General features: G+C 62.0%; 16 protein-coding genes. 11 read left to right on the top strand and 5 right to left on the bottom strand.

Features of this window, described 5'->3' with window-relative positions:
- Positions 1-20: 20 nt before the first annotated feature.
- The 11 genes from IE095_RS16220 (at position 21) to IE095_RS16170 (ending at position 13743) form a co-directional block, all read left to right on the top strand.
- Positions 21-2711 (top strand): glycoside hydrolase family 2 protein, encoded by a 2691-nt coding sequence (locus IE095_RS16220; protein ID WP_189412990.1) that lies wholly within the window; start codon positions 21-23, stop codon positions 2709-2711.
- A gap of 208 nt (positions 2712-2919) precedes the next feature.
- Positions 2920-4197 carry an extracellular solute-binding protein gene (locus tag IE095_RS16215; protein WP_189412988.1) on the top strand — a complete coding sequence of 426 codons (1278 nt, stop codon included), beginning with the start codon at positions 2920-2922 and terminating at the stop codon, positions 4195-4197.
- Positions 4198-4278: 81 nt separating this feature from the next.
- Complete coding sequence (locus IE095_RS16210) at positions 4279-5157, top strand: carbohydrate ABC transporter permease (protein WP_189412986.1); 879 nt, start codon at positions 4279-4281, stop codon at positions 5155-5157.
- Positions 5154-6020, top strand: a complete 867-nt coding sequence (locus IE095_RS16205) for a carbohydrate ABC transporter permease (protein ID WP_229804870.1) — start codon at positions 5154-5156, stop codon at positions 6018-6020. The genes IE095_RS16210 and IE095_RS16205 overlap by 4 nt, the downstream gene beginning before the upstream one ends.
- A gap of 30 nt (positions 6021-6050) precedes the next feature.
- A complete protein-coding gene (locus IE095_RS16200; RefSeq protein WP_189412984.1) occupies positions 6051-7130 on the top strand; it encodes an ABC transporter ATP-binding protein in 1080 nt (359 codons plus the stop codon).
- A gap of 90 nt (positions 7131-7220) precedes the next feature.
- Positions 7221-8123, top strand: coding sequence for a LysR family transcriptional regulator (locus IE095_RS16195; RefSeq protein WP_189412981.1), 903 nt, complete (start codon positions 7221-7223; stop codon positions 8121-8123).
- 144 nt (positions 8124-8267) lie between these two features.
- The gene (locus IE095_RS16190) at positions 8268-9446 is read left to right on the top strand and encodes an ABC transporter substrate-binding protein (protein WP_229804869.1); all 1179 of its coding nucleotides are present in this window, start codon (positions 8268-8270) and stop codon (positions 9444-9446) included.
- A 129-nt stretch (positions 9447-9575) separates the two neighbouring features.
- Positions 9576-10565, top strand: coding sequence for an ABC transporter ATP-binding protein (locus tag IE095_RS16185; RefSeq protein WP_444543288.1), 990 nt, complete (start codon positions 9576-9578; stop codon positions 10563-10565).
- Complete coding sequence (locus tag IE095_RS16180; protein WP_189412979.1) at positions 10562-11500, top strand: ABC transporter permease; 939 nt, start codon at positions 10562-10564, stop codon at positions 11498-11500. The genes IE095_RS16185 and IE095_RS16180 overlap by 4 nt, the downstream gene beginning before the upstream one ends.
- A complete protein-coding gene (locus IE095_RS16175; RefSeq protein WP_189412977.1) occupies positions 11490-12296 on the top strand; it encodes an ABC transporter permease in 807 nt (268 codons plus the stop codon). The genes IE095_RS16180 and IE095_RS16175 overlap by 11 nt, the downstream gene beginning before the upstream one ends.
- 13 nt (positions 12297-12309) lie before the next feature.
- Complete coding sequence (locus IE095_RS16170; protein ID WP_189412974.1) at positions 12310-13743, top strand: gamma-aminobutyraldehyde dehydrogenase; 1434 nt, start codon at positions 12310-12312, stop codon at positions 13741-13743.
- A gap of 100 nt (positions 13744-13843) precedes the next feature.
- Here IE095_RS16170 and IE095_RS16165 read toward each other — a convergent pair whose 3' ends face one another.
- The 5 genes from IE095_RS16165 to IE095_RS16145 form a co-directional block, all read right to left on the bottom strand.
- Positions 13844-14689 (bottom strand): fumarylacetoacetate hydrolase family protein, encoded by an 846-nt coding sequence (locus tag IE095_RS16165; RefSeq protein WP_189412973.1) that lies wholly within the window; start codon positions 14687-14689, stop codon positions 13844-13846.
- Between the two features lie 11 nt (positions 14690-14700).
- Positions 14701-15441, bottom strand: a complete 741-nt coding sequence (locus IE095_RS16160; RefSeq protein WP_189413083.1) for an SDR family oxidoreductase — start codon at positions 15439-15441, stop codon at positions 14701-14703.
- A complete protein-coding gene (locus IE095_RS16155) occupies positions 15441-16949 on the bottom strand; it encodes a UxaA family hydrolase (protein WP_189412971.1) in 1509 nt (502 codons plus the stop codon). The genes IE095_RS16160 and IE095_RS16155 overlap by 1 nt, the downstream gene beginning before the upstream one ends.
- 4 nt (positions 16950-16953) lie before the next feature.
- Positions 16954-17727, bottom strand: coding sequence for an L-fucose dehydrogenase (locus IE095_RS16150; protein ID WP_189412970.1), 774 nt, complete (start codon positions 17725-17727; stop codon positions 16954-16956).
- 63 nt (positions 17728-17790) lie between these two features.
- Complete coding sequence (locus tag IE095_RS16145) at positions 17791-18738, bottom strand: ABC transporter substrate-binding protein (protein ID WP_189412969.1); 948 nt, start codon at positions 18736-18738, stop codon at positions 17791-17793.
- Between the last annotated feature and the right edge of the window lie 39 nt (positions 18739-18777).

Raw genomic sequence — 18777 nt, 5'->3', positions numbered from 1 at the left:
TATAAGCACGGAGAATCAGCATGGTCGCGCGGCAAAGCCAGTCCCTGGATGGCACTTGGGACTTTCGGCATGAAAGCGATGCCGATTGGCGTCAGGCCCCGGTGCCCATGCCTTGGCAAGCGGCCTTTGCCGATCTGCGCCAAACCTCGGGCCGGGCGTCCTATCGCCGGTCGTTCAGCGCCCCGGCGCTGCAAGGCCGTGTCGCGGTGTTGTGCTTTGGCGCGGTAGGTTACTTTGCGACAGTGCGGGTGAACGGGCAGGAACTGGCGCGGCACGAAGGCCATTGGCTGCCGTTCGAGGTGACGATCCCCGCCGATCTGCTGAAAGCCGACAACGTGGTTGAGGTGGATTGCCTGCTGCCCGACGGCAACCCGGACACTTGGGAAGGCGCGCCTTTCGCGGAAATCCCGCATGGCAAGCAAAGCTGGTATGGGCCCACCGGCGGCATCTGGCAGTCGGTCACGCTGGAACTGCGTCCCGCCCATCACCTGACGCACTGTGCCATCCACGCCGATCTGGCAACGGGCCGCGTCGATGTGGCGCTGGAACTGACCGGCGGCACCGCCATGGTCGAAATCCTTGATCCAGCAGGGAAAGTGGTCGGTCAAGGAACCTCGTCCACCATCGCCAATATTCAGCCCTGGTCGCCCGACGCCCCCGCGCTTTACACCGCCCGCGTCACGGTGGGGGATGATGTCACCACCCACACATTCGGCTTCCGCAGCTTGACCACGGCCAATGGCCAGATGTTCCTGAACGGCCAGCCTTGGTATATGCGCGCGGCCCTTGACCAAGATTATTACCCCGTCGGCATCTGCACGCCGCCCAGCCTCGCCCTGCTAGAAGATCAGCTTCGCAAGGCCAAAGAACTGGGCCTGAACATGCTGCGCTGCCACATCAAGGTGCCCGACCCGCGCTATTATGAGGTGGCAGATCGGCTGGGCATGCTGATCTGGACCGAAATTCCCAACGTCGCCAGCCTGACCGAAGGCTCCATCCGCCGAATGCGCGAAACCATGCAGGGCATCCTGCGCCGCGATGGCAACCATCCCTCCATCGTCATCTGGACCCTGATCAACGAAGACTGGGGCACGCGGACGGTGGACGATGCAGCGCACCGCGCCTGGCTGAAAGCCGAATATGACTGGCTGAAAGCGGCGGACCCAACCCGTCTGGTGGTCGACAATTCGGCCTGTATCCCGAATTTCCATGTGAAAACCGATCTGAACGATTACCATTATTACCGCTCTGTCCCCGAACGGCGTGCCGAATGGGACAAGCTGACGGCAGAGTTCGCCGGCGGCGCGGATTGGACCTATACCCCCTTCGGTGATGGCGAGCGGCGGGGGGATGAACCGTTGATCGTGTCGGAATTCGGCGTGTGGGGTTTGCCGAACCCGGATGAGGTGACGATCAACGGCGCCGAGCCTTGGTGGATGGAGACGGGCGGCACTTGGGGCGATGGGGCCGCCTATCCGCATGGGGTGCAATTCCGCTTTGCCAGTCTGGGGCTGGATACAGTGTTTGGCGGATTCGATGCCTTTATTCGGGCAGTGCAGTGGTATCAGTTCGACAATCTGAAATATCAGATCGAGGTGATGCGCGCCCATCCCAGCATCCAGGGCTATGTCATCACCGAATTTACCGATGTGCATTGGGAGTCTAACGGCCTTTTGGATATGAATCGCAATCCGCGGGTCTTCCACGATGTCTTTGGCCGGATCAACGCCGATGTGGTGATCGCGCCCCGGCTGGATCGCTATAGCGCGAAAGCGGGCGAAACACTGCGCCTTGCACCAGGCATTGCGACGGGCGGCAAGGCACTGGGTGCTGCGGTGCTGCACTATGCGATGGCGGGCGGGGTTTCTGGGCAGGTGGCAATCGACGCGACCCAACCACTGTCGATGGCCGAATCGGGCAGTATTGACCTACCGGTGCCGGTTCTGTCCAAGGCACAAACCGCCGATGTCGAACTGCGTTTGACGGTCGATGGGGCCGAGGTGGCGCGCAACAAGGTGACGCTATCGCTGTTCCCGAACCGGGCCGTGCCTTCTATCACTTTGCATGTGCCGGACAAGACTTTGGCCGAACGCGCCCGCGCCTTGGGTTATGTGTTGGCGGATCGCGACAAGGCCGATGTGACCGTGGTGCATGGTCTGGCCGAGGCTGACATTCGCCGCATCCAGGCGGGTGCCCGCTATCTGGTTCTGGCAGATGGAACCTTGAAAACAAATGGCAATCTGCGGGTGGACGGGCAGGATCGCGAACAGCCCTACATGCCGGTGCTGGATGATGTGCCGGGCATTCCGCGTTCGTCGGAAAGCGCCCTGCCCAACATCAACCTGATCGCCCGGCACGGCACGATGTGGCGCGGCGACTGGATCGCGGGCTTTAGCTGGATTCGCCGCAAGGGGGCCTTTGCCGCCCTGCCCGGCGGGCCGCTGGTTGACCTGTCTTATGACCGGATCATCCCGCATCATGTGATGACGGGCTTCCGCACCCATGAATATGCCGGGGCCGTGCATTCCGGCGTGGTCGTCGGCTGGGTGCAGAAACCGGCGGCGCTGATCGCGGAACGCCGTGTCGGCAAAGGGCTTCTGGTCGCTTCAACTTTCCGGCTTTGCACGGATGCGCCGGGGGTCGATCCTTTGGCCAGCGCCCTGTGGGACGCCTTGGTCCAGACGGCCGCGCAAAAAGGGTCAGCATCGTGACCATATCGAAAATCATGGTGCATATCTAAAAATTCGTTGACACTGGGGGGAAGTTTCTTACTGTTCCCCCAGGGATGGGGACGGCCTGCGCTGTGGAGGCAGCGGCAGGCATATCCTGAAACGATCGGTTCGACCCGGCCACGCGCGCCCGTGGCGGGATCTTGCAGAAACGGCGCTGCTGCGGGTGAAGACCCGAAGGGAGGAAAAGATGAAGTTCAAATCATTGGCTGCGGGGCTTTTGACCTCGGTCATGCTGGTCACGGGCGCACAGGCGCAGGAAATCCAACTGGAATGGTGGGACTTTCTGGGCGGCGGTGATGGCGTCCGGATGAAGACGCTGATCGAAGAGTTCAACGCCGAGCATGCCGGCAAGATCAAGATCAACGCCACGACGCTGGAATGGGGCACCCCGTTCTATACCAAGGTGCAAACCTCGGCCGCCGTGGGCGAAGGCCCGGATCTGATGACCTATCACCTGTCGCGTCTGCCCTTGGGCGTTGAAGGTGGCGCGCTCAGCGAGCTGACCACCGAAGAGCTGGCGGCCGCCGGTCTCGCCTCGGGCGACTTCGGCGCGGCCAACTGGCAAGCGGCGCAAGTTGACGGCAAGACCTATGCCGTGCCTTTCGACATTCACGCCATCGTTCTGTATTACAACAAAGACATCCTCGGCAAAGCGGGCCTGCTGGATGCCAATGGCCTGCCCACCGGGCTGGACGGGGTGGAAAACTTCACCGCTGCACTCGCCAAAGTGAAAGAGGCCGGCGCCGAACAAGGCGTTTCCTTCCAATCGGCGGGTGACGGCACCAACTGGCGCATCTTCTATTCGCTGCTGGGCCAACAAGGCGGCACCTTCTTGGATGCCGACGGTCAATTCCTGTCGGGCGACAACCTCGACAAGGCCGCCACAGCGGTTCAGACAATGGCCGATTGGGTTTCGGGCGGCTATGCGCTGTCGAACGTGGAATACCCAGCCTCGGTCGCGGCCTTCACCGGCGGCAAAGCGGCCTTCCACATCAATGGCGTCTGGGAAGTCCCGACGATGACCGACCTGCATGCCAAGGGCGAGCTGTTCGAATGGGGTGCCATCGAACTGCCAATGTTCTTTACCCAAAAAGCCACCTGGGCTGACAGCCATGCTTTCGCCATCCCGGCCAATCCGAACGGCGATGATCCGGCCACCCGCGCCGCAGCGCTGCAAGCGATTGCTTGGATGAACAAGCATTCCACCTTCTGGGCGACCGCGGGCCATATCCCGGCCTATAATGCCGCCCGCGAAACCGAAGAGTTCAAGACGATGCAGCCCAACGCCACCTATTCGGTGCTGGCTGACAACTCGGTCTTCGACCCCTCCTCGCCGCTCGCTGGCGTGGCTTCGCCGACCTATGCCGCCATCGGCAACTTTGTCTTCCCGGCCATCTCGGGCGAGATGACCGCGCAAGAAGCTGTTGAAGGCATGCGCGACGATCTGCAATCTCAGGCTTACTGATCGCCTGAACTACCGGCCGGTCTGGGGACGCTCCCTCCCCTGACCGGCCTTTCCTTCCTTCTGATCGCCCGCGAGGTTCCGATGAATCGTTTTCGCCGCCAAGAGGTCACGGCCGCTGTCGTGTTTCTGCTGCCCTTCGTGTTGACATATGGCGTGCTTTTCCTGTGGCCCACCATCCAACTGGCCGTGCTTTCCTTCCAGAAAGCCCCCCTGATCGGCGAAGGCCAATGGGCCGGTTTCCGGAACTATGCGCGTCTGCTGAACGACAAACTGTTCGCCACCGCCGTCTGGAACACGCTTTATTTTGTCCTGCTCAGCGTTGTGCCTTCCACCCTTCTGGGCCTTGTCATCGCCCTGGGTGTGAACCGCCTGAAAGGCTGGACCCAATCAGTCATCCTCGCCTGTTTCTTCCTGCCCTATATTCTGCCCGTCTCGGTCGTCTATCGCATCTGGATGTGGATCACCGACAACCAGTTCGGCATCATCCAATATCCCATCGCCGCGATCTGGGGCGAGAATGTCAGCATCTTCCGCACCCTGCCCCTGTTCATGCCCACCGTTGCCTTCATCACCATCTGGTGGCTGATCGGCTTTAACGTGCTGCTGTTCATCGCAGGCCTGCGCAACATCAGTTCCGAAATCTATGAGGCGGCCGCCTTGGACGGGGCGACCCGCTGGCAGACCTTCCGCCGCATCACTTGGCCCCTGATCTGGCCAATCACCGTGCTGGTCGCCACCATCCAGCTGATCATGCAGCTTAAAATCTTTGACCAGATCTATCTGTTCGGCCAAGGCGGACGCACCGATTCCACCCTCGGCATGGTGGAGCTGGTCTATCGTTCCGCCTTTCAGAAAAATCAGGGGGGCTATGCTGCGGCCGTCGCCGTGGTGCTGTTCTTGGTGATCGTGATCGTCTCTGTCCTGCAATTCCAACTGGCCCGTGCCCGGGGGCAAAGATGACCGACATGACCATGACCAACACCCGTGCCACCCGTCTGCGCCGCCTGAATCTGGCGGGCGGCATCATCACCGGCCTGACCGTGCTGGGGGCGATCATCTGGGCCTTTCCGCTCTATTGGGCCGTCATCACCTCGCTGAAAGTCGAACAGGACGTTCTGACCCCCGGCATCCAACTGCTGCCCGAACGCTGGACCTTGGACAACTACATCCACGTCCTGACCAAAACGCAGGCGGGCATCTGGTATCTCAACTCGCTTGTCACTTCGCTGGCCGTCACCGTCATTGTCGTCCTGACCAGCGCTGCCGCAGGCTATGCCATTTCGCAACTGCGCTTTCCGGGGCGCAGGCTGCTGTGGTGGCTTTTGCTTGCCAGCTTTATGGTGCCGATCCCCGCGCTGATCGTGAACCACTTTGTCCTGATGGCCGATTTCGGTCTGCTGAATTCCTGGTCCGGCGTCGTTCTGCCGCAGTTGATCGCTCCCGTTACGGTGATCATCTACAAGCAGTTCTTCGACAGCGTCCCCAAAGATTTCCGTGAGGCGGCGCTGATGGATGGAGCCACGCAGTTCCAACTGTTCTTCCGCCTTTATCTGCCGATGAACTGGGGCATCACCACCGCCTTGGCCATCATCACCTTCATCGGTGCTTGGAACCAGTTCCTCTGGCCCTTCCTTGCGGTCACCTCGGAATCCAAGATGAACATCACCGTGGGCATCACCCAAGTCTATGACGCCTTTGGCGTCCGCTATGCCCGCGATCTGGCCACCGCCATTCTGGCCGGCCTGCCGCTTGCCATCCTTTACCTTGTCTTCCAGCGCCGCGTCACACAGGCGATCATGCTGACCGCAGGGATCAAAGGATGACCCATAATTCCGCTATCGAAAGGAACCGCCATGGCCGGCGTTAATCTGGAAAACATCGTCAAACGGTTCGGCGCGGTCGAGGTGATCCGGGGTTTGAACCTGAACATCCCCGATGGGTCGTTCACCGCCCTGCTGGGGGCCTCGGGCTGCGGCAAATCCACCCTGCTGCGGATGATTGCGGGGCTGGAGGAAACCACTGACGGCACGATCCGCATCGGCGAAACCGATGTGACGCATGAACTGCCCGCGAAACGCGGTGTGGCGATGGTGTTCCAATCCTATGCGCTTTATCCGCATCTGACCGTGGAACAGAACATCTGCTTCTCGCTGTCCTTGGCGGGTGTGTCCAAGGCCGAACAAAAGACCCATGCCGCGCGGGTGTCGAAACTGCTGCAACTGGACCAATTGCTGGACCGCCGTCCGGCGCAACTGTCCGGCGGCCAGCGCCAGCGCGTTGCCATCGGCCGCGCCCTTGTGCGCGATCCCAAGGTCTTCCTGTTTGACGAACCGCTGTCGAACCTCGATGCCCTGCTGCGCGTGCAGATGCGGCTGGAACTGGCCAAGCTGCATCAGGAACTGGGCACAACGATGGTCTATGTGACCCATGATCAGGTGGAGGCGATGACCCTTGCCGATCAAATCGTCGTCTTGGAAAAGGGCGTGATCCAGCAGGTGGGCAGCCCGCTGACCCTGTATAATGCGCCCATCAACCGCTATGTCGCGGGTTTCATCGGCAGCCCGGCGATGAACTTTCTGGCGGGCGATGCCTCTTTGGGCGGCACGCCCCTCTCGATCCAGTTGCAAGGTGGTGGCACGGTGCAGGCCAAGGTCAACGCCCAGCCCACACAGCCGAATGTCGAGGTCGGCATCCGCCCCGAACATGTGCGGATCGTGGCGCCGGGCGCGGGCCATCTGCCGGGCACTGTGTCGGTGATCGAACAGCTGGGGAACACCTCTTACGTCTATCTCGACACCCCCGCCGGGCCGATGATCGTCGAGGCGGATCCGACGCAAAGCCACCCGGCCGGATCGCAAGTGGGCCTCGATCTCGACATGGCACATCTACATGTCTTTGACCAATCCGGTCGTTCCCTGTCCGTCACGGTCTGACCCCTTGGGCCGCTGACCAGACCGCCCCGCCCAGTTCCTCTGGGCGGGGCTTTTGCTTGCCAGTGCCCTGCCGATGCGAAACACTGCGCCATGGCCTTTACCCTTCGCCAGCTTCAGTTCTTTGTCGCCGCCGCCGAGGCGGGCAGCGTGTCAGGCGCGGCGCGGGCCCTGTCCATTTCGCAATCCAGCGTGACCGAGGCCATCCGCGCGCTTGAGGATGACTTGGGCGTGCAGATGTTTGACCGTCAGGCCCGCGGCCTTGTCATCACGCATCGCGGTTCGGCCTTTCTGCGCCATGCCCGCCAGATTCTGGCCGATGTCGCCGCCGCCCGCACGGCCTTTCGGGATGAGGCGGAAGAGGTGCGGGGGCGGCTGTCTTTGGGCGTGACCTCGCTGGTGGCGGGCTATGTGCTGTCCGACATCCTGCAACGCTTTCGCCGCGCCTTTCCCCTGATCGAGTTGAACGTGATTGAGGATTCGGGCGAATACCTGCAACATCTGCTGATCGGCGGCGAGTTGGATGTGGCGGTGCTACTGACCTCCTCGGTCCGCGACCGCATGGCTCTGCATGTCGAGGCGCTGCTGGTATCCCCCTACCGCCTGTGGCTGCCCTTGGGCCATCCTCTGGCCCAGCAAGAATCGATTGAATTGGAGGAGTTGGCCGGTCAGCCGATGATCCAGCTGATGGTGGATGAAATCGAGGAATCCACCCGCCGCCTGACCATGGCCCTGCCCGTCAAACCCGAAACTGCCTTTCGAACAAGGAGTGTTGAGGCCGTGCGTTCCCTAGTCGCCACCGGCGCGGGCCTCGCCATCCTGCCCAGCCTTGTCTATCGCCCCTGGTCACTGGAAGGCGACCGGATCGAGATCCGCGATGTCTCGGGCGATTTGCCCACGGTGCAGGTGGGCCTCGCGTGGCGACGCGGTGCGCCGCTGTCCGGCCCCGCGCTGCAATTCGTGCGTTCGGCCCAGACTGGTCTTGCCGAACGCTGACCCATCGGAAAAACCGATACCGGCCATCCTGATTTTGTGTTTGCGAAAGCTGCGCCGCAGTCGCAGCATTGTCGCAGGCCGGAAAACCGGCAGCGCGCATAGAACACCCATGCCGCGCCCATAACCCATCAGGAGGTATTGCCGATGACCATGAACCGACAGATGCAACGCGCCGCGACCCTGTCGCTGGCCGCCCTTGCCAGCCTGACCACTGCACTCACCCCCGCCTTTGCCCAGATGACCGAGGTCGGCCCCGGCGAAGGCGCTTTGTCCATCGTCGCTTGGGCGGGCTATGTGGAACGCGGCGAAACCGACAAGGCCTTTGACTGGGTCACTGGCTTTGAACAAAAGACTGGCTGCATGGTCAGTGTGAAAACCGCCAACACCTCGGATGAAATGGTCGCCCTGATGAACGAAGGCGGCTTTGACCTTGTGACCGCCTCGGGCGACGCCTCGCTGCGGCTGGTCGCGGGCGGAAAGGTGCAGGAAATCAACCCGGCGCTGGTGCCGTCATGGTCCACCATTGACCCGCGCCTTCAGGATGCGCCCTGGCATACGGTGGATGGTAAACATTATGGCGTGCCCTATATGTGGGGGCCGAACGTGTTGATGTACAACACGAATGTCTTCAAAGAGGCCCCGACAAGCTGGAATGTGGTCTTTGAAAAAATGGACCTGCCCGACGGCAAGACGAACGAGGGCCGGGTTCAGGCCTATGACGGGCCGATCCACATTGCCGATGCCGCGCAATATCTGATGTTCCACAAGCCCGAACTGGGGATCACCAGCCCCTATGAGCTGAACGAGGATCAATACAAGGCCGCGCTCGACCTGCTGCGCGTGCAGCGGACGCTGACCAGCCGCTATTGGCACGATGCCTTTATCCAAATCGACGACTTCAAGAACGAAGGCGTGGTCGCCTCCGGTTCCTGGCCCTTCCAAGTGGGTCTGCTCAAGGCGGACAATCAACCCGTCGCCTCGACCATCCCGCAAGAAGGCGCGACGGGCTGGGCCGATACGACCATGCTGCATGTCGACAGCGAACATCCAAACTGCGCTTACATGTGGTTTGAACACCAACTGTCATCAAACCTGCAAGCCGATCTGTCGGTCTGGTTCGGCGCTGTGCCATCGGTGCCTGCCGCCTGCACCGATGGGCGCGGCATGCAGACGGCCGAAGGATGCACCGCCAACGGTCTGGACGATTTCGAAAAGATCCGCTTCTGGAAAACCCCGGTCGCCAACTGTTCGCAAGGCGAAGGCGCCTGCGTGCCCTATTACCGCTGGGTGTCGGACTATATCGGCGTGATCGGCGGGCGCTGAGCAGCGCATCAGCCTACTCCCCATCCCTCCCCCACAAAGGGGGGAGGGTGACGCCTTGCGCCCTGCCTGCCCCCCTCCCCCTTTGTGGGGAGGGGTCGGGGGTGGGGGGTGTTGCCCAAACCATCGAGAATGCCCATGACCGCCGCCGTCCAGTTCCAATCCGTCACCCGCCATTTCGGCCCGATCCGCGCCGTCGATGGGGTGGACCTGACCATCGCCGAAGGCGCGTTCTTTGCCATGCTCGGCCCCTCCGGTTCCGGCAAGACCACCTGCCTGCGGCTGATCTCGGGCTTTGAAAAGCCGACGGGCGGCACCATCCTGATCCACGGGCAGGATGTGTCAGACGTGCCCCCCAACCGGCGCAACGTGAACACCGTCTTTCAGGATTACGCCCTGTTCCCCCATATGTCGGTGCGCGACAATGTGGCTTATGGCCTGATGGTCAAGGGCGTGGACAAACGCGCACGGCTCGACAAAGCCGAGGAACTGCTGTCCCTTGTCAAACTGCCCAGCTATGGCGACCGCAAGCCCGGCCAACTGTCCGGCGGCCAGCGCCAGCGCGTGGCCTTGGCCCGCGCCCTGATCAATGAACCCCGCGTGTTGCTGCTGGACGAACCCTTAGGGGCTTTGGACCTGAAACTGCGCGAGGCGATGCAGGACGAATTGAAAGCCTTGCAAAAGCGGCTGGGCATCACCTTTGTCTTCGTGACGCATGACCAGCATGAGGCCTTGAGCATGGCCGACAGTCTGGCCGTCTTCAACGACGGTAAGATCGCCCAGATCGGCACGCCCGAAGACATCTACGCCCGCCCCCAAACCCGTTTCGTCGCCGATTTCGTCGGCTCATCGAACGTCCTGCCCCCCGCCCTGACCAAAGCCTTGGGCGGCCCCGCCGAATGGGCCAGCCTGCGGCCTGAGGTCGTGCGCCTTGCCCCCAGCGGCCCCAAGGGCACCGTCACTGCCGTCCGCTATCTCGGCTCTGGCTCGCGCGTTGTCCTGCGCATGGGCGATACTGAAATTGCCGCCTTTGTCCCCGCCGGGGAAGCGGTGCCGGAACAGGGCACCGAGGCGGCGATCAGCTTTGCCCCCAGCGCCCTGCATCTGATGGGGCAGGTATGACCAGCCCCGCCATCCTGCCCGAAAGGGGAATGGGCGACCGCATCAGCGCCGCCTTCTGGCGCAGACCCCGCCTGCTGCTGATCCTGCTGCTGACGCCGCCCGTGTTGTGGCTAGGCATCGTCTATCTCGGCTCCCTCGCCGCTTTGCTTTTGCAAAGCTTCTATTCCATCGACGAATTCTCCGGTGTGGTGAAACAGGAATTCACCCTGAAAACCTATGCCGAGCTGTTCCGCGCCCAGAACCTCGACATCATCCTGCGCACCCTTCTGATGGCCATTCTGGTCACACTCACCAGCGCCGTGATCGCCTTTCCCATCGCCTATTTCGCCGCCCGCTTTGCCAAGGGGCGCTGGAAGGCTGTGTTCTATCTGGGCGTCATGCTGCCGCTTTGGTCGTCCTATCTGGTCAAGGTTTATGCTTGGAAACTGATCCTTGCCCGCGAAGGCATCCTCACATGGATCGCTGACCATGTCGGCGGCGGCCCTCTGCTCGCCCGCGCCTTGGATGAGCAATGGTTCGGTGGATCGTCCCTCTCCACCTCCCCCCTCGGCACCTTCATCGTCTTTGTTTACATCTGGATGCCCTATATGATCCTGCCCATGCAGGCCGCACTGGAACGTGTGCCGGTGTCCATGCTTGAGGCCTCGTCTGACCTTGGTGCCTCTCGCGCGCAGACCTTCCGCACGGTGGTTTTCCCGCTGGCCCTGCCGGGCATCATCGCCGGGTCGATCTTTACCTTTTCGCTGACCTTGGGCGATTACATCATCCCCCAGATCATCGGCAATTCCGCCCGTTTCATCGGCCTTGCCGTCTATCAGTTCCAAGGCACCGCCGGGAACGTGCCCCTCGCGGCCGCATTCGCCATGGTCCCCATCCTGATCATGCTGGTCTACCTTTGGATCGCCAAGCGCATGGGGGCTTTCGATGCACTCTGACCGCGCCTCATGGCCCCTGAAACTCGCCGCAGGCTTGGGCCTTGCCTTCCTGCATCTGCCGATCCTGCTGATCTTCCTCTACGCCTTCACGACCGAGGAGAAATCCTATCAATTCCCGCCCCCCGGTCTGACCTTGAAATGGTTCGCCGTGGCATGGGAACGTGCCGACATCTGGCCGCCTCTTTGGCTGTCGATCAAGGTCGCCAGCATCGCCACCCTCTTGGCCATGATCTTGGGCACCCTTGTCGCCGCCGCCATGGCGCAAAGCCGCTTTTTCGGGCGCGACCAGATCAGCCTGCTGATCCTACTGCCCATCGCCCTGCCCGGCGTTATCACCGGCATGGCGTTGCGTTCGGCCTTTTCGGTGATGGACATCCCCTTTTCGGTGTGGACCATCATCCTGGGCCACGCCACCTTTTGCATCGTTATCGTCTACAACAACGCCGTCGCCCGCTTTCGCCGCCTGTCGGGCGGCATCTTGGAGGCGTCCGCCGACCTTGGTGCCAACAGCTTTCAAACCTTCCGCCATGTCCTGCTGCCGAACCTTGGCTCCGCCCTTTTGGCGGGCGGGATGCTCGCCTTTGCCCTGTCCTTTGACGAGGTGATCGTCACCACCTTCACCGCAGGGCAGCAATCGACCCTGCCCATTTGGATGCTGCAAGAACTGGTCCGCCCGCGCCAAAGGCCGGTGACAAACGTTGTCGCCATCGTGGTCTTTGCCGTGACCTTTTTGCCCATCCTTGCCGCCTATTACCTGACCCGCGACGGCGACCAGACCGCCGGTGCGGGGAAATAAACGGGAGAGAGAGATGACCCAATTCGACACCGCGCTGCTGATTGGCGGACAGTTCCAGCAGGGGCAGGATGCCGCCGAACCGATCCTGAACCCGCGCACAGGGGCCTTGATCCTGAACGTGGCCGAAGCCTCCACCGCCCAAGTCGATGCCGCCGTCGCCGCCGCGCGCCGCGCCTTTGACGGTTGGTCCCGCACCACCCCCGCCGAACGCGCCAGCGCTCTGCTGCGCATTGCCGATAGGGTCGAGGCCGAGGCCGATACGCTGGCCGCTTTGGAGGCGCTGAATTGTGGCAAGCCGATCAATGCCGCCCGCAACGATGAAATCCCGGCGATTGCCGATTGCTACCGCTATTTCGCCGGGGCCGTGCGCAACCAACATGGGCCAGCGGCGGGGGAATATCTGGCAGGCCATACCAGCATGATCCGCCGCGATGCGGTGGGGGTGATCGCCTCGATCGCGCCGTGGAACTATCCCCTGATGATGATGGCGTGGAAGCTGGGGCCAGCCATAGGCGGCGGCAATACCGTTGTCTTCAAGCCGTCGGAACAGACACCGCTTTCAGCGCTGAAATTCGCGCAGATCTTGGCCGAGGAACTGCCCGAAGGCGTCGTCAACGTCATCACCGGGCGCGGCCAGACCGTCGGCAGCTATCTGATCAACCATCCCGGCGTTGATATGATCAGCCTGACAGGCGATGTGGCGACGGGCAAAAAGATGCTCGATGCTGCGTCAAAAACCGTGAAACGCACTCATTTGGAACTGGGCGGCAAGGCCCCCGTCGTGGTCTTTGACGACGCCGATGTCGAGGCCGTGGTCGAGGGCCTCCGCGCTTTTGGCTATTACAACGCCGGGCAAGACTGCACCGCCGCCTGCCGCATCTATGCGGGCAAAAAGGTCTATGAAAAATTGGTGGCTGACCTCTCTGCCGCTGTTTCGACCATCGCGCTGGATCAGGACGACGACAGCACCAATGAAATCGGCCCGCTGATCAGCCTGCGCCAGCGCGACCGGGTGGCGAGCTTTGTCAATCGCGCCCGCGAACTGAACCATATCGAGGTGACGGCAGGCGGGGAAACGATGGACCGGGGTTTCTATTACAGGCCCACCGTCATCGCCGGGGCGCGGCAAGAAGATGAGATTGTCCGGCGTGAGGTGTTCGGCCCCGTCGTCTCCATCACCCCCTTCTCGGATGTCGATCAGGCCGTCGAATGGGCGAATGACAGCGACTATGGTTTGGCCAGCAGCGTCTGGACCCGCGATGTGGGCCGCGCCATGGCGACGGCGGCGCGGCTCCGCTATGGCTGCACCTGGGTCAACACGCATTTCATGCTGGTCAACGAAATGCCGCATGGCGGGCTGAAACAGTCCGGCTATGGCAAGGACATGTCGATGTATGCGCTGGAAGATTACACCGTCGTCCGCCATGTCATGATCAAACACGGCTGAAACAAAAGGGGGCCAAGGCCCCCTTTCTCCGCAAGACTGCGGCTTTCATCTTGCCAAAAATACCTCGGGGGTCCGGGGGCAGCAGCCCCCGGCTTTGGTCTCAGGCATCCGCCTCGCAGACTTGGCGCTGTTGGCCCAAGCCTTCGATCCCCAATTCCACCACATCCCCCGCCTTCAGGTAACGCGGCGGTTTCATCCCCATGCCCACGCCGGGCGGGGTGCCGGTTGAAATGATATCCCCCGGATGCAGCGTCATGAACTGCGACAGATAGCTTACCACATGCGCCACGCCGTAAACCATCGTGCGCGTCGATCCGTTCTGCATCGTCTCGCCGTTCACCTTCAGCCACATCGACAGGTTCTGCGGATCGGCCACCTCGTCCCGCGTCACCAGCCAAGGCCCGGTCTGACCAAAGTTGTCGCAGCTTTTGCCCTTGGTCCATTGCCCCGAACGTTCCGTCTGAAATGCCCGCTCCGACACGTCATTCGACACCGCATAGCCCGCCACATAAGACAAAGCCTCGGCCTCGGACACATATTTGGCCTTGGTCCCGATGATCACCGCCAGTTCCACTTCCCAGTCGGTCTTTTCTGACGTGCGCGGAATGATAATCGGATCGGTCGGCCCGCAAATCGCGCTCGTCGCCTTCTGGAAAATCACCGGCTCTGGCGGCACAGCCATGCCGCTTTCGGCGGCGTGATCGGCATAGTTCAGACCGATGCAGATGAACTTGCCCGTCCCGCCGACACAGGCCCCCAGCCGCGTGTTGGCATCGACGACCGGCAGGCGCGACGGGTCGATGCTGCGCAGCATCGCCATGCCCATATCCGACAGCACCGCCCCGGCAATATCCGGCACCAGCCCCGTCAGATCGCGGATCGTGCCATCCGCATGCAGCAATCCCGGCCGCTCGGCCCCGCGGGCCCCATGACGCAAAAGTTTCATCGCTTGTCCTTTCAGATATTCGCCCAGCCGCCGTCGATCACATGCGCGACGCCGGTGGTGTAACTTGATTCGTCCGATGCCAGATAGACCACAAGCGCCGCAATCTCTTCGGCCTTCGCAATCCGCCCGATGGGCTGCCGCGCGATAAAGGCCGCCTTCGCCGCCTCATAATCGCCGGTCGCCCGCAGCCGGTCGTCCAGACTGGGGCTTTCCACCGTGCCGGGGCAGATCGCATTGCAGCGGATGCCCTTGGTCACGAAATCGGCGGCAATCGCCTTGGTCATGCCAATGACCCCCGCCTTCGTCGCGCCATAAACGAAACGGTTCGGGGCCGCGATCACGCTCGACGCGACCGAGGCCATGTTCACAATCGACCCGCCGCCCCGCGCGATCATCCCCGGCAGAAACGCCCGGCACATGCGGAACATCGCCGTCATGTTCAGGTCCAGGCTGAATTCCCATTGCTCATCCGTGCAATCGAGGATGGTCCCACCCGCCACGAAACCCGCGCAGTTGAACAGCACATTGACATCGCCCGCCGCCTCCACCGCCTCGGCAATGCTCGCCGGGTCGCGCACGTTCAAAACCCGCGTCTCGATCCCCTCGCCTGCAAGGCTTGCCAAAGCCTCGGCATTGATGTCGGTCGCCAGAACCTGCGCGCCCTCTCGCGCCATGGCAAGCGCGCTGGCCCGCCCAATCCCTTGGCCCGCCGCCGTCACCAGCGCCCGCTTGCCCTGCATCCGTCCCGTCATCACATCACCGCCCCAATCTGCCACGGCACGAATTCCGCACCGCCAAAGCCCAGTTCTTCCGACTTGGTTTCCTCACCCGAGGCGACGCGGATGAACAACTCGAACAGCTCGCGCCCCTTTTGTTCCAGCGTCACCCCTTCCAGAATGTCGCCCGTGTTCAGGTCCATATCGTCGGCCATCCGGCCATACATTTCCGAATTGGTCGCCACCTTGATACAGGGCACAGGTTTGTATCCCGACACAGACCCCCGCCCCGTGGTAAAGACAATCAGATTGGCCCCCGAGGCCACCTGCCCCGTCACCGAACAGGGGTCATAGCCGGGGCTGTCCATGAACACGAACCCCTTGCGGTCAATCGGTTCGGCAAACAGATAAACCCCTTCCAAGGGCGCAAAGCCGCCCTTTGCCACCGCCCCCAGTGACTTTTCCAGAATGGTGGTTAAGCCGCCCTTCTTGTTGCCGGGGCTGGGATTGTTGTTCATCTCACCCTTGTTACGCTGCGTGTAATCTTCCCACCAATGGATCCGCTCGATCAGCTTTTCGCCCACTTCGGGTGAAACCGCCCGTCGCGTCAAAAGATGTTCCGCCCCATAGATTTCCGAGGTTTCCGACAAGATCGTCGTCCCCCCATGCGCCACCAGCAGATCAGAGGCCACGCCCAGCGCCGGGTTGGCGGTGATGCCGGAATAGCCATCCGACCCACCGCATTGCATCCCGATCACCAGTTCCGACACCGGGATAGGTTCGCGCGTGCATTGGTCAGCAACCAAAGCCAATTCCCGCAGCACCTCTACTCCCCGTTCCACCGTCTTGCGTGTGCCGCCGGTGTCCTGAATGGTCATATGCTGGAACTGCCCATCCGCCCGCAGCCGCGCCTTGCCCACCAAGGCCGGGATCTGCATCACCTCGCAGCCCAGCCCCACCAGCAGGATACCCGCGAAATTCGGGTTCTTGGCATAGCCTTGCAGCGTGCGGAACAGTGTCTTGTAACCCTCATCCGACCCCGACATGCCACAGCCCGACGAATGCGCAATCGGCACGATGCCATCCACATTCTTCAGCGCCTTGAACCAATCCGTCTTTTCCGCCTCTTCCGCGATGAACCGCGCCACCGACCCGGAACAGTTGACCGAGGTCAGCACCCCCAGATAGTTCCGCGTCCCCGCTTTCCCATCCGACCGCCGATAGCCCATAAAGGTTCGCGCCTCATCCGGCACCGGCAGCGGTTTCACATCCGCCCCAAAGGCATAGTCCTGCTCATGATCCGACATGCCCAGGTTCTGCACATGCACATGTGCCCCCGGCATGATGTCCCGCGTCGCCTGCCCGATGATCTGGCCATAGCGCCGCACCTGCTCGCCCGCCGCAATCGGATGCAGCGCGACCTTGTGCCCCCGCGGCACCGGCTCCACCAGCGTCACATTGTTGACCCGCGCGCCCTTGGGCAGATCGGCCAAGGCAATGGCCACATCATCCTTTTCCGCCAGCACGATATGATCGGGTTTCATCGTCTCACACTCCTGCCAGGGCACGATCCAGGTGGGTATAGCCGCCGTCCACGAATAGCCATTGCCCCGTCAGGTGCAAGGCCCGCGCCGACAGCGCAAAGACCGCCATCGCCGCAATTTCATCGGCCCCGGTCATCCGCTGACCCAAGGGAATGCGCGCCGTGATTTCCGCCAGCTTTTCTGCCGGGTCGTCAAAGGTCGTGATCCAGCGTTCATACAGCGGCGTCATCACCTCGGCGGGCAGCACGGCATTCACCCGCACCCCATCCGCCGCAAAGGCTGCCGCCCATTCCCGCGTCAGACCCAGCTGTGCCGCCTTGGCCGCCACATAGGCCGAGGTGTTCCCCTGCCCCGTCACCGCCGTTTTGGAACTGATGTTGACCACCGCCCCCTTGGTCGCTCGCAGATCATCCGCCAACAGATGCACCAGCGTATAATAATGGATCAGGTTGCGTTCTAGCGAGGCGCGGAATTCCTCTGGTCCCGCCTCTAGCCCGACGCCGTCATTTACGCCTGCGTTGTTCACCAGCCCATAGACCGGCCCGAACCGCTTCTGCGTTTCCGCCACCGCCGCGCGGCAATCTTCATCGCGCGACAGTTCCGCCTGAATGAAATGCGCCTTGGGCCCAAGGCTGGCCAGCCAATCAGCGTCCGGCGCGCGGCGGGCAAAGATCACAACCCTTGCACCTTCACGGGCCAAATCCTCGGAAATCGCCCCGCCGATGCCCGCCGCACCCCCGGTCACGATCACCACCTTGTCTTTCAGCCCCAGATCCATCTTTCGCCCTTTCAATGCAGACGCCGGCCCCCGAAAGGGCCGGCGCATTTATCCCCAAAGGGATCAATCATACAGAACCGCCGCGATTTCCGGCGCGTCGATGTTCGTCTTGTCGTAGTAGAAGAACCCGGTGTCGATGTTCTTCTCAACCGCCTCACCCTTGGACGCAGCCACAGCGGCTTTCACCGTTTCATAGCCGATGCCCACCGGGTTTTGCGTGATCGCCCCGTTCATCGAACCCTCGATGATGGCTGCCTTTTGCGCCGCACCCGAGTCATAGCCGATCACGATCAGATCCGAACGGCCCGACTCTTTCTTCGCGTTCAGCACGCCGATGGCCGAACCTTCGTTCGCCCCGAACATGCCCTTCAGATCCGGATGCGCCGTCAGGATCGCCTTGGCGATTTCCGTCGATTGCAACTGGTCGCCCGCGCCATACTGGATATCCACGATTTCGATATCCGGGTATTTCGCCGCAATCTGGTTCACAAACCCATCGCGACGGTCGATGCCCGTGCGCGAGGTTTGGTCATGCACGACCAGCGCGACTTTGCCCGCGCCGCCGATCAACTCCGCCATCTTGTCCGCCGCCAGTGCCGCCGCCGCCAGGTTATCGGTCGAGGCCGTCGCTGCCGGAATGTCGCTGTCCACGCCAGAGTCAAACGCGATGACGGGAATGCCCGCCTCTTGCGCCTGTTTCAGCAGCGGGATGGCGGCTTGGCTGTCCAGCGCGGCAAAGCCAATCGCGGCAGGCTTTTTGGCCAGCGCGGCCGAAAGCATGTCGATCTGGCGGTCCACCTGCGCTTCGGTGTCCGGACCTTCAAAGGTCACTTCCACGCCCAATTCCGCAGCAGCCTTGTCAGCGCCCGCTTTCACAGCTTGCCAGAACTGGTGCTGGAAGCCTTTGGAAATCATCGGGATATAGATCTTGTCCTGGGCGAAAGCCAAGGTCGAGCTTGCCAGCAGCGTGCCCGCAGCCAGTGCGCCCATCAGGGTTCTTCTGTTCAGCATCATTCTTCCTCCATTAAGATGCGAATTCGTTAATCTGGA

The organism is Neogemmobacter tilapiae (assembly GCF_014652215.1).
Lineage (GTDB): Bacteria > Pseudomonadota > Alphaproteobacteria > Rhodobacterales > Rhodobacteraceae > Neogemmobacter > Neogemmobacter tilapiae.
This window is presented reverse-complemented; position numbering and strand designations above follow the sequence as displayed.

What these genes read in the sequence shown, in the direction of transcription:
- IE095_RS16150 (WP_189412970.1), bottom strand. Translation starts at nt 17,727, where the DNA reads ATGGATCTGGGGCTGAAAGACAAGGTGGTGATCGTGACCGGGGGTGCG.
- IE095_RS16200 (WP_189412984.1), top strand. Translation starts at nt 6,051, where the DNA reads ATGGCCGGCGTTAATCTGGAAAACATCGTCAAACGGTTCGGCGCGGTC.
- IE095_RS16185 (WP_444543288.1), top strand. Translation starts at nt 9,576, where the DNA reads ATGCCCATGACCGCCGCCGTCCAGTTCCAATCCGTCACCCGCCATTTC.
- IE095_RS16165 (WP_189412973.1), bottom strand. Translation starts at nt 14,689, where the DNA reads ATGAAACTTTTGCGTCATGGGGCCCGCGGGGCCGAGCGGCCGGGATTG.
- IE095_RS16205 (WP_229804870.1), top strand. Translation starts at nt 5,154, where the DNA reads ATGACCGACATGACCATGACCAACACCCGTGCCACCCGTCTGCGCCGC.
- IE095_RS16195 (WP_189412981.1), top strand. Translation starts at nt 7,221, where the DNA reads ATGGCCTTTACCCTTCGCCAGCTTCAGTTCTTTGTCGCCGCCGCCGAG.
- IE095_RS16145 (WP_189412969.1), bottom strand. Translation starts at nt 18,738, where the DNA reads ATGCTGAACAGAAGAACCCTGATGGGCGCACTGGCTGCGGGCACGCTG.
- IE095_RS16190 (WP_229804869.1), top strand. Translation starts at nt 8,268, where the DNA reads ATGACCATGAACCGACAGATGCAACGCGCCGCGACCCTGTCGCTGGCC.
- IE095_RS16170 (WP_189412974.1), top strand. Translation starts at nt 12,310, where the DNA reads ATGACCCAATTCGACACCGCGCTGCTGATTGGCGGACAGTTCCAGCAG.
- IE095_RS16175 (WP_189412977.1), top strand. Translation starts at nt 11,490, where the DNA reads ATGCACTCTGACCGCGCCTCATGGCCCCTGAAACTCGCCGCAGGCTTG.
- IE095_RS16160 (WP_189413083.1), bottom strand. Translation starts at nt 15,441, where the DNA reads ATGACGGGACGGATGCAGGGCAAGCGGGCGCTGGTGACGGCGGCGGGC.
- IE095_RS16155 (WP_189412971.1), bottom strand. Translation starts at nt 16,949, where the DNA reads ATGAAACCCGATCATATCGTGCTGGCGGAAAAGGATGATGTGGCCATT.
- IE095_RS16215 (WP_189412988.1), top strand. Translation starts at nt 2,920, where the DNA reads ATGAAGTTCAAATCATTGGCTGCGGGGCTTTTGACCTCGGTCATGCTG.
- IE095_RS16210 (WP_189412986.1), top strand. Translation starts at nt 4,279, where the DNA reads ATGAATCGTTTTCGCCGCCAAGAGGTCACGGCCGCTGTCGTGTTTCTG.
- IE095_RS16220 (WP_189412990.1), top strand. Translation starts at nt 21, where the DNA reads ATGGTCGCGCGGCAAAGCCAGTCCCTGGATGGCACTTGGGACTTTCGG.
- IE095_RS16180 (WP_189412979.1), top strand. Translation starts at nt 10,562, where the DNA reads ATGACCAGCCCCGCCATCCTGCCCGAAAGGGGAATGGGCGACCGCATC.